This window comes from Streptomyces sp. CCM_MD2014 (assembly GCF_000772045.1).
Taxonomy (GTDB): Bacteria; Actinomycetota; Actinomycetes; order Streptomycetales; family Streptomycetaceae; genus Streptomyces; species Streptomyces salinarius.
Genome location: NZ_CP009754.1, coordinates 6,106,574 through 6,121,963, shown reverse-complemented (window position 1 = coordinate 6,121,963; position 15,390 = coordinate 6,106,574). Strand labels below are relative to the sequence as shown.

The following is a 15,390-nucleotide window of genomic DNA, read 5'->3' as shown; positions in this document are numbered from 1 at the left end:
CCCGCGCCGCAGCCACGTCGGTGTCATCGTTCCTCGCCGCCCTTCTCCTCCGCGACCGGCACCGCGCTCAGCGCCCTCACCTTCCACTCCCCCTCGTCCGTGCGGGCCAGGACCGCCTCCAGGCGCTTGCGGTCGGTGGACGGCCTCTCCGCCGCGGCGGTCCCCGCGGGGGTGATGTCGACGCGCACGGTGGCGATGAGCTTGGCCGTGCCGGAGCGCGTGTCGAGCGCGGTGAGGGCGGCCTCGGTGACCGTGCCCCGCGCCGAACTCCCCGCCTTGGCCTCGGTGTCGCCGAGTTCCTTGCGCAGCGGACCGGTGGAGACGGCGCGCCAGTCCCGGATGCTGCGCTCCGCGCTCTGCCGGGTGGCGGCGTCGAGGGTGGTGAGTACGGCGATGCCCTCGCGCCCGTCGGCGAGCGCCTCGTCCCGCTCCCGGCCGTAGGCGAGCGCGTCGTCGGTGCGGGCCTGCGTGTACGTCCACGCGCCGGTGCCGCAGAAGGCGAGGGCCAGCGCGAGCCCCGTCCCGGTGAGGATCCGCGCCCGCCTCACCGGGTGCTCCCGGTGCCGGCCGGGGCGAGGAGACCGGTGAGGCCGGCCGGCGCCTCGCCGCTCTGTCCGGGCAGGGCCAGTGCGCCGGGGAGTGCCGGGGAGGCGTCACCCTTCGCGGGCGTACCGGCGCTGCCCGAGGGCAGGGAGCCGGGTTCGGCGGGGTCGGGCACCGCGCCGCCCTTCGGGGCGTTGGCCGATCCGCGCACGTTCTTGCCGCTGGAGGCCGGTGCGGTGCAGGCGGCGTCGGTGTTGAGGGCGGGAGCCGTGCCGAGGTCCAGGCCGTTGCGGTAGCGCGTGGCGCCGTATCCCTCGGTGCAGGGCAGGGGGCTGAAGAAGGTGACGGCCAGGCCGAGGTTGAGTGTGCCCCCGTCGACGGCGGTGGCGCCGGCGGAGACGGCCGCCGGGTACTTCACCAGGAGTTCCTCGATGCCGCGCTGCCGGGTGACGGCGACCTCGGAGGTGGTGAGCAGGTTGGCGAGGACCACGCCGAGGCTCGGGTCGAGGTCCCGCAGCAGGCCGCTGACCTGGGTGGCGGCCTCGGGGGTGACGGCGAGGAGGCGGCGCAGGTCGGCGTCGGAGCCCTTGAGGGCTGCGGCCAGGTCCTTCGCGCCGACGGCGAAGTCGCGGATGGCCCGCGCCTCCTGGGCCTGGGTGCGCAGGACGGTCTCGCCGTCGTTGATGAGCCGGGTGGTGGAGGGCAGGGCGCGGTCGGCGGCCTCGACGAAGCCGCTGCCGTTGTCGAGCAGCACCTGGAGGTCGTCGCCGTGCCCCTCGAAGGCCTTGCCGAACTCGTCGACGACCGTGCGCAGATTCTCCAGCGGGACGGAGCCGACCAGGTCGTCGACGCTGGTGAGGACATCGGTGACGGGCGCGGGCACCTCGGTGTCGGCCTGTTCGATGCGGGTGCCGTCGGCGAGGTAGGGGGAGCCGTCGCTCTCGGGCCGCAGGTCGATGTACTGCTCGCCGACGGCGGAGAGCCCGGCGACCACGGCCTTGGTGTCGGCGGGGATGCGGGGCGCGGACTTCTTGATGCGGAGTTCGGCGACGACGCCTTCGCCGGTGAGGTCGATCGGGCCGACACGCCCCACCGAGACCCCCCGGTAGGTGACGTCCGAGTGAGTGAACAGACCTCCGGTGCGCGGCAGTTGTACGTCCACGGTGTAGTAGTCGGCGACGCCCACGTACCGGCCGAGGTCGGCGTAGCGGATGCCGAGGAAGGCGAGGGCGAGGACGGCGATGAGGAGGAAGGCGAGGTTCTTCAGCCGTACGGCCGGGGTGATCACCGGTGCTCACCTCCGGAGTCGGTTCCGGTTCCGGACACGGAGGGCAGCGACAGGGGCGAGGCCGGGTCGCTCGACGGGACGGGGGACGGCATGTCCTCGGACACGAGCGGCGGGATCACCTCGGTCCCCGGTGCGGCGACCATGCTCAGGTAGGTGTTCAGGTAGTCGCCCTTCACCCCGCGCAGCACCTCGTCGGTGAACGGGTACGTCAGCAGCACCTGGAGCGAGTCGGGCAGGTCCGTGCCCGCGTCGGCGAGCGCCTTCAGCGTCGGGGCGACGGCCTTGAGGTCGGCGATCATGTCGTCCTTGCTCGCGTTGATGGTGGAGACGGCGACGCCGGAGAGCGTGTCGAGGGAGCGCAGCATGGTCAGCAGGGAGCCGCGCTGTTTCTCCAGCGTCTTCAGTCCGGGCGAGAGGCCGGTGAGGACGGTGCCGACGTCCTCCTTGCGGTGGGCGAGGGTCGAGGAGAGCCGGTTGACCGCGTCGAGGGCGTCGGTGATGTCGTCGCGGTGGTCGTCGAGGTCCCCCACCAGGGTGTCGACCCGCTTCAGCATGGAGCGGACCTCGGGTTCGCGGCCGCCGAGCGCGGCGTTGAGTTCCCGGGTGATGGTCTTGAGCTGGCCCACGCCGCCGCCGTTGAGGAGCAGGGACAGGGCGCCGAACACCTCCTCGACCTCGGTGCTGCGGCTGGTGCGGGCCAGCGGGATGACACTGCCGTCGGTCAGCCGGCCGGTTCCGGTCTCCTTGGCGGGGGCGACGAGCTGGACGTACTTCTCGCCGAGCAGGCTGGACTGTTCGAGCCGGGCGGCGGCGTCGGCGGGGAGCCGCACGTCGCCGTTGATCTCCATGGTGACGCGGGCCGACCAGTCGTCCTCGCCGAGTTCGATGGCGGTGATCCTGCCGACGGCGACGTCGTTGACCCGTACGGCGGCGTGCGGGACCAGGCTCAGTACGTCCTGGAGTTCCGCGGTGACGGTGTAGGGGTGGTCGCCGAGGTCGGCGCCGCCGGGCAGCGGCAGGTCCTCGATGCCGTCGAAGCCCGGCATCCCGGCCGGGATCCCGCCGAGGGCGAGGGCGAGGGCGAGGCCGAGGGCGATCAGTCCGCCCGCGGCGACACCGGCGACCCGGCCCCCGGGCAGCGTGGCGCGTCTCATCGGCCGTCCCCCTTCTCCTCGTCGGCCGCATCGCCGGTCGCGCCGGCGACGGGCAGCGGCAGCAGCGGTCCGCCGCTGCTGATCTCGTTGAGGTTGGCGCGGCCGTCGAGGGTGCGGGTGTCGGGGTTGTAGGCGTTCACGACGTTGCCGGCGGCCAGCGGTGCCACGTCCAGCGCCTCGGCCAGGGAGGCGCGTTGCTCGACCAGGGTGCGGGTGATGGGGACGAGCCGGTCGACGTTCTTCTTCAGCTCGCCGCGGTTGTCCTCGATGAAGGTCTTGACCTGGCCGAGGGCCTTGCCGAGTTCCTCCAGGGCGCCGGTGAGGTCGTCCTTGTTGTCGGCGAAGAAGCCGACGACCTCGTCCAGGCGTTCCTGCGCGGTGCGGACGTCGGTGTCCTTGTTCTTGAGCATGGTGGTGAAGGTCTGGAGGCTGCCGAGCGTCTTGAACAGGTCGCCGCTGCTGCCGTCGAGGGTCCTGGCGGCCTTGCCGAACTCCTCCACGCCGTCACCGATGGCCTCGCCGTTGCCGTCGAGGTTGTCCGCGCCGGTCTTCAGCAGGTCGGACAGGGCGCCGTCGGCGTTGGCGCCGTCCGGGCCGAGGGCGTCGCCGAGTTCGGTGATGGAGTCGTAGATCTGGTCGATCTCGACGGGGACGTGGTTGCGGGAGGCGGGCAGTACGGCGCCGTCGGCGAGGGCGGGGCCCTCGCGGTAGGCGGGGGTGAGCTGCACGTAGCGGTCGGCGACGACGCTCGGCGCGACGACGACCGCCCGCGCGTCCTCGGGGACCTTGATCCCGTCGTCCAGGCGGAGGCCGACGCGGACCCTGGTGCCCTCGGGGTCGACCGACTCCACCTCGCCGACCCGCACGCCGAGGATGCGCAGGTCGGAGCCGGCGTAGACGCCGATGGCGCGGTCGAAGTAGGCGGTGACGCGGGTGCCGTCGGGTTCGAGGGCGCGGGCGGCGGCCAGGCCGCCGGCGGCGAGCACGACGAGGGCGAGCACCCCGGTGAGGATCTTCCGGCGTCGGGTCATCGCGCACCGCTCCCCTGGGCGGCCGCCGGCTGTTTCGGCGGCAGGCATCCGGTCTCGGGCTGGGAGGTCTCGAGCAGGTAGGAGCGGGGCACGACGCCGCACAGGTAGCTGTCGAACCAGCGGCCGTTGCCGAGGGTGTTGCCGACCAGCCGGTAGTACGGGCCGACCAGGGCGAGGGTCTCGCCGAGTTGGGTGTTGTTCTTCTCCAGGACGGTGGTGACGCGGCCGAGCGCCTTGAGGGTGGGGCCGAGCTGCTTCTCGTTGTCCTTGACGAGGCCGCCGAGTTCGGTGCCGAGGTCCTGGCTGCCCTTGAGCAGGGCGCTGATGGCGGTGCGGCGGTCGCGGAGTTCGCCGAGCAGGGGGCCGCCGTCCTCGATGAGGGTCTCGAAGCTGGACTTCCTGTTCTCCAGCGTCTTGGTGAACCTGGCGCTGCCCTTGAGGAGTTCGGACAGCTTCGCGTCGCGCTTCGAGATCGACTTCGACAGGTCGGACAGTCCGGTGGCGGCCTTGCGCACGTGCGGCGGTGAGTCCTTGAAGGTGTCGGAGATGGTCTCGAAGCTCTCCGCGAGCTTCCCGGTGTCGATGGCGTCGACGGTGCCGCTCAGGTCCTGGAAGGCCTGGGTCACGTCGTAGGGGGAGGTGGTGCGGGCGAGCGGGATGCGGGTGCCGGGGTCCTGGCGGCCGGAGCCGAGCGGGTCGAGTGCCAGGTACTTGTCGCCCAGGACCGTCTTGATGGCGATGGCGGCGGTCGTGCGGTCGCCGACCCAGGCGTCCTCGACCTCGAAGCTGACCTTGACCTTGGCGCCGTCCAGCGCGACGCCGGTGACCTGGCCGACCTTGACCCCGGCGATGCGCACCTCGTCGCCCTCGTCCAGGCCGGCGGCCTCGGAGAAGTCGGCGCTGTAGGTGGTGCCGCCGCCGAACGGGAGCCGGTCCACGTTGTAGGCGAGGAGGGCCAGCAGGGTGAGGGCGAGCAGTCCGGCGATGCCGACGGCGACGGGGTTGCGTTCCTTGACCGGCTTGACACGGGGGCGGGGGCGCTTCATCCGCGGCACCTCGATTCGGTGATCGCGATGCCGGTCGGCGGCTTCGAACCGTCGGAGGTGGTCACTCCGCTCACGCGCGCCTCGCAGAGGTAGAGGTTGAACCACGAGCCGTAGGAGGACAGTCGGGTCAGGGCGGTCATCTTGGCGGGGCTGTTCTCGAGGAAGTCCTCGATCTGCGGGGTGTGCTCGCCGAGGGTGGTGGAGAGCCGGCCCAGTTCGCGGATGTCCTTCTTGAGGGGGGCGCGTCCGTCCTCCAGGAGGCCGGCCGTGACGGTGGTCAGGTCGCCCATGGCGGCGACGGCCTCGCCGAGGGGTTTGCGGTCCTGGTTGAAGCCGGTGACGAGCTTCTGGAGGGTGTCGACGAGGTCGTCGAAGCCGTCCTCGCGGTCGTTGAGGGTGTCCAGGACGGTGGTGAGGTTCTCGACGACCTGGCCGATCACCTTGTCCTTGGCGGCGACGGTCGTGCCGAGCGAGCCGATGTGGCGGATCAGGCTGTCGACGGTGGCGCCCTCGCCCTGGAGCACCTGCACGATCGATCCGGCGAGTTCGTTGACGTCCTTCGGGGACAGCCCCTCGAACAGCGGCTTGAAGCCGTTGAAGAGCAGGGTCAGGTCCAGCGCGGGCGTGGTGCGGTCCAGCGGGACGGTGCCGCCCTCGGGGAGGGTGCCGGTGAGGTCGCCGCTGCCGCGTCCGAGGGAGACGTAGCGCTGACCGACCATGTTGAGGTACTTCACGGCGGCGGTGGTGGAGCGGGGCAGCGTGCGGTCGTCGCGGACGGTGAAGGTGACCTGGGCGGTGCGCCGGTCGACGACGCGTACGTCGGTGACCTCGCCGACGCTCACCCCGGAGATCCGCACGCTGTCGCCGTCCACGAGCCCGGTGACGTCGGTGAACAGGGCCTTGTAGGTGCGGGTGCCGGTGCCGGAGTCCACACCGGTGCCGGCCACGCTCAGGCCGAGGACGGTGGTGGCGAGGGCGGTGACCACCACGAAGACGAGGGACTTGACCAGTGGTCCGGTCAGCGGGCGGCGCCGGGTGTGCGCGTGGTCGGCTCCGGTCATCGCAGGGTCACCTCCGTACCGCGGTAGACGGGGCCGACGAGCAGGCTGCTCCAGTCGGGCAGGTCGCCGGGGCTCTCGCCGGCGGCCGGGGCGATCAGTTCGTTGACGAGGTCGTTCTCCTGCGGGGAGTTGGCGGGTCCGAGGTCCTGCGCGGCCGCCGGGGTGGCGGCCCGGGCGGCGGGCCGGGGCAGGGTGCCGAGGTAGGGCACGGCGGGGCAGCGGGGTCCGCCGCCGGCGTCGTAGGCCGGGGTGTCGCGGCCGGGCCGGTAGGCGCCGCGGGAGGCGACGCTGGTGACGTCGACGTGGATGCCGGGCCGGTCGGTGCCCTTGCCGAGCGCCTTGTCCATGGCCGGCACGAAGTCGGCGAGGGTGCGCAGGGTGCAGGGGAAGGCGGAGGAGTACTCGGCGAGCAGTTCGAGGGTGGGGCGGCCGGTGTCGCCGAGCCGGATGATGTTGTCCTTGTTCTTGCGCAGGAAGTCGGTCACGTCCTCGGCCGTGCGGGTCGTGGCGCCGAGGGTGGCGGCGAGTTCCGTCTCCCGCTCGGCGAGGGTGCCGCTGGTGGTGGTGAAGTCGGTGAGCGCCGTGAGGATGTCGGGCGCGGCGTCCGCGTAGACGTGGCTGACCTTCACGAGTTCCCTGAGGTCGCGGTTGAGGGCGGGCAGGTTGGGGTTGAACTCGGCCAGGTGCTCGTCCAGCAGGCTCAGCGTCTCGCCGAGCCGCTCTCCGCGTCCTTCGAGGGCCTGCGAGACGGCGGACAGGGTCGCGGAGAGCTTCTGCGGCTGGACGGCGGTGAGCATCGGCAGGACGTCGTCGAGGACCTGCTGGAGTTCGATGGCGTTCGCGGACCGGTCCTGGGGGACGACGGCACCGGCGGCGAGCGGCTCGGGCGAGGGGTTCGCGGGGGGCACGAGGGCGACGAACCGCTCGCCGAACAACGTGGTGGGCAGCATCTGCGCGCGGACGTCGGACGGTACGTCGTCCAGCGCGCCGGGCTTCATGGCGAGGGTGAGCCGGGCGCCGTCGCCGGTGGCGTCGATCGCGCGGACCTCGCCGACGACGACGCCGCGCAGTTTCACCTCGGCGCCGGGGTGCATCTGGTTGCCGGCGCTGCCGGTCTCGACGACCACCGGGTCGGAGTCGGTGAACTTCTTGTCGTAGACGGCGACGGCCAGCCAGATCAGCAGGACGGGCACCAGCACGAACACCACTCCGGCGAGCCGGCGGCGCAGGGTGTGTCCTCTCGGTCGGCTCATGTCACCCCGCCACCTTCACGGTCGTGGTCGCGCCCCACAGGGCCAGCGACAGGAAGAAGTCGGTGACGCTGATCAGCACGATGGCGTTGCGCACCGACCGGCCGACGGCCACGCCGACGCCGGCCGGGCCGCCGGAGGCGCGGTAGCCGTAGTAGCAGTGGGCGACGATCACCATCACGCTGAAGATCAGCACCTTCAGGACGGAGAGCAGGACGTCCGTCGGGGAGAGGAAGAGGTTGAAGTAGTGGTCGTAGGTCCCCCGGGACTGCCCGTTGAACAGGACGGTCACGTACCGGGAGGCGAGGTAGGAGGAGAGCAGGCCGATCGCGTAGAGCGGGATGATGGCGACGACGCCGGCGATGATGCGGGTGGTGACCAGGTAGGGCATCGAGCGGATGCCCATGCCCTCCAGGGCGTCGACCTCCTCGTTGATGCGCATGGCGCCGAGCTGGGCGGTGAAGCCGGCCCCGACGGTCGCGGAGAGGGCGAGTCCGGCGACGAGGGGGGCGATCTCGCGGGTGTTGAAGTAGGCGGAGACGAATCCGGTGAACGCGGCGGTGCCGATCTGGTCCAGGGCCGCGTAGCCCTGGAGTCCGACGACGGTCCCGGTGAAGAGGGTCATCGCGATCATCACGCCGATGGTTCCGCCGATGACGCCGAGGCCGCCGGAGCCGAAGGCCACCTCGGCGAGCAGGCGCTGCACCTCCTTGAGGTAGCGGCGCAGGGTCCGCGGGATCCACAGCAGGGCCCGGACGTAGAACAGGAGTTGGTCGCCGGAGCGGTCGAGCCAGACGAGCGGGGAGGCCATCGGTCCTCAGCCTCCCTTCGGCGGGACGATCTGGAGGTAGACGGCCGTCATCACCATGTTGACGAAGAAGAGCAGGAGGAAGGTGATGACGACGGACTGGTTGACGGCGTCGCCGACGCCCTTGGGGCCACCGCGCGGGTTGAGGCCCCGGTAGGCGGCGACGATGCCCGCGATGAACCCGAAGACGAGCGCCTTGAGTTCACTGACGTAGAGGTCGGGCAGCTGGGCGAGGGCGGAGAAGCTGGAGAGGTAGGCGCCGGGGGTGCCGCCCTGCATGATGACGTTGAAGAAGTAGCCGCCGAGGATGCCGACGACGGAGACCAGGCCGTTGAGCAGGACGGCGACGCCCATGGCGGCCAGCACCCGGGGCACGACCAGCCGCTGTACGGGCGACACGCCCATGACCTCCATCGCGTCCAGCTCCTCGCGGATCTTGCGGGAGCCGAGGTCGGCGCAGATGGCGGAGCCGCCGGCGCCGGCGATGAGCAGCGCGACGATGAGCGGGCTGGCCTGCTGCACCACGGCGAGGACGCTGGCGCCGCCGGTGAAGGACTGGGCGCCGAGCTGCTCGGTGAGCGAACCGACCTGGAGGGCGATGACGGCGCCGAAGGGGATGGAGACCAGGGCGGCGGGCAGGATGGTCACGCTCGCGACGAACCAGAACTGCTCGACGAACTCGCGGAACTGGAAGGGTCTTCGGAAGACGGCCCGGGTGACCTCCGCGGCGAGCGCGAAGAGCCGCCCGGTCTGCCGCAGCGCGCCGGTGATCACGCGCCGCTCCCGGCGGCGGGCATCGGCAGGGTGGCCGCCTCGGAGCTCTTCGCGTAGGTCTCCCGGATGGCGGACCGTGCGGCGGGCGGCAGCGTGTCGATCATGCCCATGACACGCTTGCGTCGCCGGGCGACTGCCTGGCGCGGCGGCAGGCCGGGCGAGGGCTCGAGCTGCGGCACGATCGCCCGGGGCGCGGCGGGGGCCGCGGGGGCGGTGTCCGCCTCGGCGGCGAGGGTGGCCGCGTCCTTCTCCTCGGACATCCCGATGGGTCCCTCGCGCCGGCCTCCCAGGAACTGGGCCACGACCGGCTCGTCACTGGTGAGCAGGACCTCGCGCGGGCCGAAGGTGACGAGTTCGCGCAGGAAGAGCATCCCCATGTTGTCGGGCACGGTGGCGGCGATGTCGAGGTTGTGGGTGACGATCAGCATCGTCGCGTCGAGCTGCGCGTTGAGGTCGATCAGAAGCTGGGAGATGTAGGCGGTGCGGACCGGGTCGAGCCCGGAGTCCGGTTCGTCGCACAGGATGATCTGCGGGTCGAGGACGAGCGCGCGGGCCAGTCCGGCCCGCTTGCGCATGCCGCCGCTGATCTCTCCCGGCAGCTTCCCCTCCGCGCCCAGCAGCCCGACCACCTCGATCCGCTCCATGACGATGCGGCGGATCTCGGACTCCTTCTTGCGGGTGTGTTCGCGCAGCGGGAAGGCGATGTTGTCGAAAAGGGACATGGACCCGAAGAGGGCACCGTCCTGGAACATGAGACCGAACAGTTTCCGGGTCTCGTAGATGTCTCTTTCCGGACTGTTCACCATGTCCACCCCATTGATGAGGACACGGCCCTGCTCGGGTTTGAGCAGCCCTATGAGCGACTTCAGGAAAACGGTCTTACCGGTTCCGGACGGGCCCAGCATCACGCTGACCTCTCCGGCCGGAAGAGTGAGTGACACGTCCCGCCAGATGCTCTGCTTACCGAAGGACTTGGTCAGGCCCTCGACCACTACTTCGATTCCCATATCACCTCCAGCGGACGTCCATCGGATTCGCGCCGCGGGCCCGCACGTTAAGTCGGCCCGGAGCGCACTGACAACGGGTGCGGCACCGATCTCCGGCACCCCGGTGGAACTTGTCACCGCGCAGACAACCTGCCCGCCCCGCACTTGTCTCCGGGGAGACAGGGCAGGGTCTCGCGGTTCCGGGGGGTGTGGATCCCGCGGGACCCCGCCGGCGGACACGCTGCCGCACGGGAGGTGGGCCGGAACGCGTCCGCCATGGCTCCGGCCGACGGGGGCCACCGACCTGGAACCGAGCACCGCACCGGCACGTTACGGCCGGGTAACCTCGGCGGGCAACACCGGAATCGGAGTTTTCCGGGATGCCGGCTCCGGCCATCCGGAACCTGTCACGGAGGACACAGAAACCCCTCGGCAACTTGTCATCCGGTGATGATTCCGAGCCCACCCCGGGCGCCCGCCGGGAAAGTGGCGCATCATCGTTCGAGCGTCCCCTCCTTGGCAGCGGATGACTAAGGGGAATCGCGATTCGCTCACCCGGGAAACAGGTTGTTCCACTTTTCAAAGAATCATGGACGGCCGCATTGTTCGGCTATGTTTCCCGCGAGTAACGTCACGGCTCAATGCAGGTCGACCCTCAAGGAGACTCCCGAGCCATGAAGAAGAGCATCAGAAGGTCAGCCCTCGTGGTGTGTGCGGCCGCGTCGGCACTGGGTCTCGCCGCCGCCCCGTCCTCGGCGGCGCCCTCCACGGTGTGGACCGTCAGCCCCTCTCCGGCCGCCTTCCAGGCGACGAACGTCGGCAACATCGTGCTGACCGCCACCATCCCCATGACGTGCACCACCTCGAACGCGGCCGGAACGATGGCGAGCACCACCGGCAACCCCGGTGACGTCGCCGACATCACCACCATGAACTTCGGTGCGTCCGGCTCGCCGTGCACCAGCGTGCTGGGCAACGTCACCACCACGTCCGTCACCCCGTGGGACGTCGTCGCGGTGGACTACGACGCCGCCACCGGTGTCACCAAGGGCTACGTCGGCAACGTCAAGGCCAACGTGACCGCCGGCGCCTGCAAGTTCACGGTGACGGGCAAGGCGTCGGGCACGTACACCAACTCCACCGGTGTGCTGGCGATCAACAGCACCGCCGGTGAACTGGCGGTCAGCAACCCCGTCAACTGCGGTGCGATCGTCACGACCGCGACCAAGCCCACCTTCAAGGGCAACTACGCCGTCAAGGTCGCCGGCAGCAGCGTCATCCCGACCATCGTCGGCTCCAACCCGTAGGCCGCCGACCAGCCATGTCCGCCCGGTCGGCACCCCGGCCGGGCGTTCGCGGGCCGTGTGCCGCGCCCCGAGAAGACCGGCCCCCGTCCGAGCCATCCGAGCGGAGTCGCATGACAGCCAAGCCAGCCGCCGCCCCGCGGCCGCCCCGGACCCGTGCCCGCGCCCGCGCCCGGAGCGCGTCGATCGCCGCGTTCGTGGTGCTCGCCGCCCTGGTCCCGACCACCGCCTCGGCCTCGGGCACCCAGGAGGTCGAGGCCGAACTCCCCTACGTCTGTGCCCTGCCCTCGGGTCAGCTGCCCGCGACGGTGCGGGTCGCGGCCGAGTTCCCGGCGCGGGCCGAGGCGGGCGAGGCGTTCACGCCGTCCGGCGTCACCACCACCGTGGAGCTCCCCGAGGAGGCGGTCGCGGACCTCGCCGGCCACGGCGCGGCCGGGGTACGGGCGGCCACCCGGCTCGAGGTCGGCGTGGCCCAGAACGCGGCCACGGCGCGGGCGACCTGGCGGGGAGACGCGGAGCCGGTGGAGCTGCCCGAGTCGGGTCCGCTGACACTCGTGGCGCGGGGAGACGTGCCCTCGGTGGCCGGCCGGGGCGACGGCGACCTGACGTTCTCCGCGGGCTCCCTCGCGATCGACCTGGTGCTCGAGGCGGCGGACGGGACCGCGACCGACGCGGCCACGGCCACGGCCACGCCCGACTCCGGCACCCGCCCCGGCTCGCCGGCCGTCGACTGCACCCTCGCCGAGGACGCTCCCGGCCAGGGGCTGCTGGCCACCGTGCCCGTCGGCACGGGCACCGGCGCACCGAGCGGCTCGCCGTCCTCGCCGGGACCGGCCGGGACCTCCGGGGCGCCGGACGAGGGACAGCCGGACGGACGGGGGGACCGGCAGCGGGAGCGGCAGTCCGAGCGGTCGCCCGAAGTGCTGGAGAACACCCCCGGCACGGCCCCGGACCGCGACGACGTCCCGCCCTGCCGCTACGACGAGCAGCACCCGCCCACGGACGTGTCGCTCAACGCGTACGTCACCGGCTACGCCAACGTGAAGAAGATGAAGGGCGCCGCCTACCTCCCGCCCTCCTGCGTGCTGATCGAGCAGGGCGTTCCCGTGCCGGGTCCCCCCGACCCGGACTACCTGATCTTCGACACCGTGTCGTACGCGAACTTCCACTACCAGGAGCGCAGGCAGACGCCGCCCTTCGAAGCGACCTTCCTGTCCTTCGACTTCACCCCGGTGAAGGCCACCATGGTGCTGGAGCAGACGGACACGATGCGGATCGACTCCCGCATGAAGATGAGCATGACCGACTTCTCCACGACCACGGACACATACGTCCGGGCCCCGCTGGTCCTGCACGTGCTGGATCTGGAGGTCAACGGGACACCCCTGGACGTCGGTTCCGAGTGCCGGACCGAGACGTCCCTCATGTCCGAGGACCCGGACCCCGCGAACTTCCCCGGTGACCACCTGGTGCTGTACGGCCGGGGCGAGCTGCTCATCGGCCAGCCGGCCACCGGCTATCTGCTGCTCAGCGGCGGCGTGCTGTCCGGCGAGGCGACCATCCCCGCCTTCACCGGCTGCGGCACCGACGGCGAGGACCTCGACCGCCTGCTCACCGCCTCCGTCTCCGGTCCCGGCAACCTCGTCAAGCAGGTCCAGGGCCAGACGTGCGCGATCGCCGCCCCCGTGTTCCCGAGCCCGACCAACGAAGGCCAGTGCACCGAGGATCTCCAGCCCTACGAGATCCCCGTCGCCGAGCACTGACCCGCCCCGCCCCCGACTCCCCGGAAGGCCACCACCATGCCCTCGATCCCCACCCGCACCCGGCTCGCCACCGTGTCCGCGCTGACCGCGCTCGGCGCCCTCGCCTCCCTGGGCACGGCCAGTGCCGCCGACCCCGCGCTGAACGGCGAGTGGGCCCCCTTCACCCGCTGCCCCGTGGACGCTCCCGCGATGCTGAACGCCGACGGCTTCGAGAAGACCCCGCAGTGCGTGGTGTCCACCTCGGCGAGCGGCACCATCAAGCTGGGCAAGACCACCGTGACGACCGGCCGGACCAACCTCCAGATGGGCGTCGTCCAGAACGCCGACGGCACCAGCAGCGTGGTCGCCCCGGCCTCCGGCGCGCTGGTCGCCGAGCCCGCCACCGTCCCCGGCGGACTGCTCGGCCTGATGTGTCCGAGCGACATCTTCGTCATCACGGGCATCTGCGAGTCGCTGGAGAACTCCAGCCTCAACAAGATCACCGCCACCATGGAGTCGGTCGGCACGCCCTACGCCTTCGACCAGACCGCGGGCGTGCTCACCGACATGCCCATCGTCGCCCTGCCGGTCCGCATCCACCTGGAGAACCCGCTCCTCGGCGACAACTGCTACATCGGAACGGCCGCGAACCCGATCGTGCTGCGCCCGGAGAACCGGAACTTCCCCGAGTTCGGCATGACCTTCTTCCAGGGCGACGGCACCGAGGACCCGGCCGGCGAGATGAGCCGGATCAACCTCACCGGCGCCACCCAGAACGACAGCGCCTTCGCGGTGCCCGGCGCCACCGGCTGCGGCCTGAACGTGGGCCTGATCAACGCCGCGGTGAACGCGAAGACCGGGCTGCCCTCCGCCGCCGGGAACAACAGCGTCACCCTCAACGACACCCGGACCCACCTCACCGGGCTCAACGCGCCCGGGACCGTCGTCCCCGACGCCGGCAAGGTCCTGGCCGAGAACTGGCACTCCGCCGTCGAGTAACAGCCAAAGGCACACACAACCGTGACACGATTCCTCCCCAAGAGATGTACAACACAACAAAGTTGATTTACCTTCAGCTTTGCCAGACCGGTGAACGCCCAGCGGACCGGTCCAGGCACCGCCCGCCCGGGGCGGGGCCCGGCCGGTCCGCCCCACCGGACATGTCGACGGCAAGGGATCACTCATGCCCGCAATCGCGCGTCCCTCGGTGCCCGGTGAACCGCTCGACCCCCTCCCCAAGAAGTTCGCGGCCTTCATGCGGCCGCTGCTCCCGGGGCTGCTCAACGAGATACGCACCGAGGTCACCCGCAGCTATCCGGTCTACGGCAGGCTGCTCAACGGCCCGGACGGGGACGCGATCCGTCAGGGCGTCGAGCAGGCGCTGACCGCCTTCGTGGACCGGGTGGCCGACCCCTCCAGCAGCTCGGAGCTGCGCGACGAACTGCTGCGCAGGTTCGGCCGGGTGGAGGCCTACGAGGGCCGCGACCTGGAGGTGCTGCAGGGCGCCTACCGGCTCGGCGCCCGCATCGCCCTGCGCCGGGCCAAGACCCTGGGCCGGCAGTACAGCCTCTCCCCCTCGCTGATCCTCGCCTTCGCCGACGCCCTCTTCGCCTACGTCGAGGAGCTGGAGGCGATCACCCGCGAGGGATACGCGGAGGTGCGGGAACGGGCCGCCTCCGAGGAGTCCGCGTTACGAAGACAGTTACTGCACTTCCTGCTGGCCTCCGCACCACTGCCCCGCACGGCCGTCTCCGAACTGTGCAAGGCCGCCGCCTGGGAACTCCCCCGGTCCTGCTTCCTGGTCGCCCTGCAGTCCCCGGCGCCGGAACACATCCAGGCGGGACTCGACCGGGACGTCCTCACCGACCTGGACATCCCCCAGCCGCACCTGCTCGTGCCCGGGGACGTCACCCCCGCCCGTCTCGACATGATCGCCACCGCCCTGGCCGGCACCCGCGCCGCGGTGGGTCTGACCGTGCCGATCACGCAGGCCGCCGACTCCGTCCGCTGGGCCCGCCGGGTGCTGCAGCTCGTCGACGACGATGTCATACCCGACGCTCCGCTGATCCTCTGCGAGGACCACCTGACGACCCTGTGGCTGCTGTCCGACCCCGCCCTCGTCGACCGGATCGCGGCCCGTGAACTGGCCCCGCTCGACGCGTTGCCGGCCCGGCGGCGCGACCGGCTCGTCGAGACCCTCCGCGTCCACGTGTCCACCCGGGCGCCCGCGGAGCAGGTCGGCGAGATGCTGGGCGTCCACGCGCAGACCGTCCGCTACCGCCTGCGGACGCTGGACACCCACCTGGGCGACCGCCTCGCCGACCCGGACCACCGCTTCGCCATCGAGGTGGCGCTGCGCTCCCTCCACCTGCGCGGCCACGACGACGCGGAGTGATGACCGGG

General features: G+C 71.4%; 14 protein-coding genes. 4 read left to right on the top strand and 10 right to left on the bottom strand.

What is annotated here, in order from left to right; all coding sequences use genetic code 11:
- Nucleotides 1-23: 23 nt before the first annotated feature.
- Genes NI25_RS27130 through NI25_RS27085 form a run of 10 tightly spaced genes read right to left on the bottom strand, consistent with a single transcriptional unit; the run spans nucleotide 24 to nucleotide 9,962 of the window.
- A complete protein-coding gene (locus tag NI25_RS27130) occupies nucleotides 24-548 on the bottom strand; it encodes a hypothetical protein (protein ID WP_061444947.1) in 525 nt (174 codons plus the stop codon).
- Complete coding sequence (locus NI25_RS27125) at nucleotides 545-1,831, bottom strand: MlaD family protein (protein WP_061444946.1); 1,287 nt, start codon at nucleotides 1,829-1,831, stop codon at nucleotides 545-547. Before NI25_RS27125 ends, NI25_RS27130 begins: the two co-directional genes overlap by 4 nt.
- A complete protein-coding gene (locus NI25_RS27120; protein ID WP_061444945.1) occupies nucleotides 1,828-2,985 on the bottom strand; it encodes an MCE family protein in 1,158 nt (385 codons plus the stop codon). The genes NI25_RS27125 and NI25_RS27120 overlap by 4 nt, the downstream gene beginning before the upstream one ends.
- Nucleotides 2,982-4,016 carry an MCE family protein gene (locus NI25_RS27115; RefSeq protein ID WP_061444944.1) on the bottom strand — a complete coding sequence of 345 codons (1,035 nt, stop codon included), beginning with the start codon at nucleotides 4,014-4,016 and terminating at the stop codon, nucleotides 2,982-2,984. The genes NI25_RS27120 and NI25_RS27115 overlap by 4 nt, the downstream gene beginning before the upstream one ends.
- Entirely contained in the window at nucleotides 4,013-5,062 is a 1,050-nt protein-coding gene (locus NI25_RS27110) for an MCE family protein (RefSeq protein WP_061444943.1), read from the bottom strand. Before NI25_RS27110 ends, NI25_RS27115 begins: the two co-directional genes overlap by 4 nt.
- Entirely contained in the window at nucleotides 5,059-6,123 is a 1,065-nt protein-coding gene (locus NI25_RS27105) for an MCE family protein (protein WP_061444942.1), read from the bottom strand. The genes NI25_RS27110 and NI25_RS27105 overlap by 4 nt, the downstream gene beginning before the upstream one ends.
- Nucleotides 6,120-7,376, bottom strand: a complete 1,257-nt coding sequence (locus tag NI25_RS27100; RefSeq protein ID WP_061444941.1) for an MCE family protein — start codon at nucleotides 7,374-7,376, stop codon at nucleotides 6,120-6,122. Before NI25_RS27100 ends, NI25_RS27105 begins: the two co-directional genes overlap by 4 nt.
- A 1-nt stretch (nucleotide 7,377) precedes the next feature.
- Nucleotides 7,378-8,184, bottom strand: a complete 807-nt coding sequence (locus NI25_RS27095) for an MlaE family ABC transporter permease (protein WP_052842390.1) — start codon at nucleotides 8,182-8,184, stop codon at nucleotides 7,378-7,380.
- Nucleotides 8,185-8,190: 6 nt separating this feature from the next.
- Nucleotides 8,191-8,955 carry an MlaE family ABC transporter permease gene (locus NI25_RS27090; RefSeq protein WP_061444940.1) on the bottom strand — a complete coding sequence of 255 codons (765 nt, stop codon included), beginning with the start codon at nucleotides 8,953-8,955 and terminating at the stop codon, nucleotides 8,191-8,193.
- On the bottom strand, nucleotides 8,952-9,962 hold the full coding sequence (locus NI25_RS27085) for an ABC transporter ATP-binding protein (RefSeq protein WP_061444939.1): 1,011 nt from the start codon (nucleotides 9,960-9,962) through the stop codon (nucleotides 8,952-8,954). Before NI25_RS27085 ends, NI25_RS27090 begins: the two co-directional genes overlap by 4 nt.
- Nucleotides 9,963-10,615: 653 nt before the next feature.
- On the opposite strand from NI25_RS27085, the gene NI25_RS27080 reads away from it, so the two are divergent.
- The 4 genes from NI25_RS27080 to NI25_RS27065 all read left to right on the top strand — a co-directional run bounded on the left by NI25_RS27080 (nucleotide 10,616) and on the right by NI25_RS27065 (nucleotide 15,382).
- Entirely contained in the window at nucleotides 10,616-11,248 is a 633-nt protein-coding gene (locus NI25_RS27080) for a hypothetical protein (RefSeq protein WP_061444938.1), read from the top strand.
- Nucleotides 11,249-11,358: 110 nt separating this feature from the next.
- On the top strand, nucleotides 11,359-13,008 hold the full coding sequence (locus NI25_RS27075; protein WP_061444937.1) for a DUF6801 domain-containing protein: 1,650 nt from the start codon (nucleotides 11,359-11,361) through the stop codon (nucleotides 13,006-13,008).
- Nucleotides 13,009-13,044: 36 nt separating this feature from the next.
- Nucleotides 13,045-13,986, top strand: a complete 942-nt coding sequence (locus NI25_RS27070; protein WP_061444936.1) for a hypothetical protein — start codon at nucleotides 13,045-13,047, stop codon at nucleotides 13,984-13,986.
- A gap of 184 nt (nucleotides 13,987-14,170) precedes the next feature.
- Nucleotides 14,171-15,382 (top strand): PucR family transcriptional regulator, encoded by a 1,212-nt coding sequence (locus NI25_RS27065; protein ID WP_061444935.1) that lies wholly within the window; start codon nucleotides 14,171-14,173, stop codon nucleotides 15,380-15,382.
- Nucleotides 15,383-15,390 lie beyond the last annotated feature (8 nt).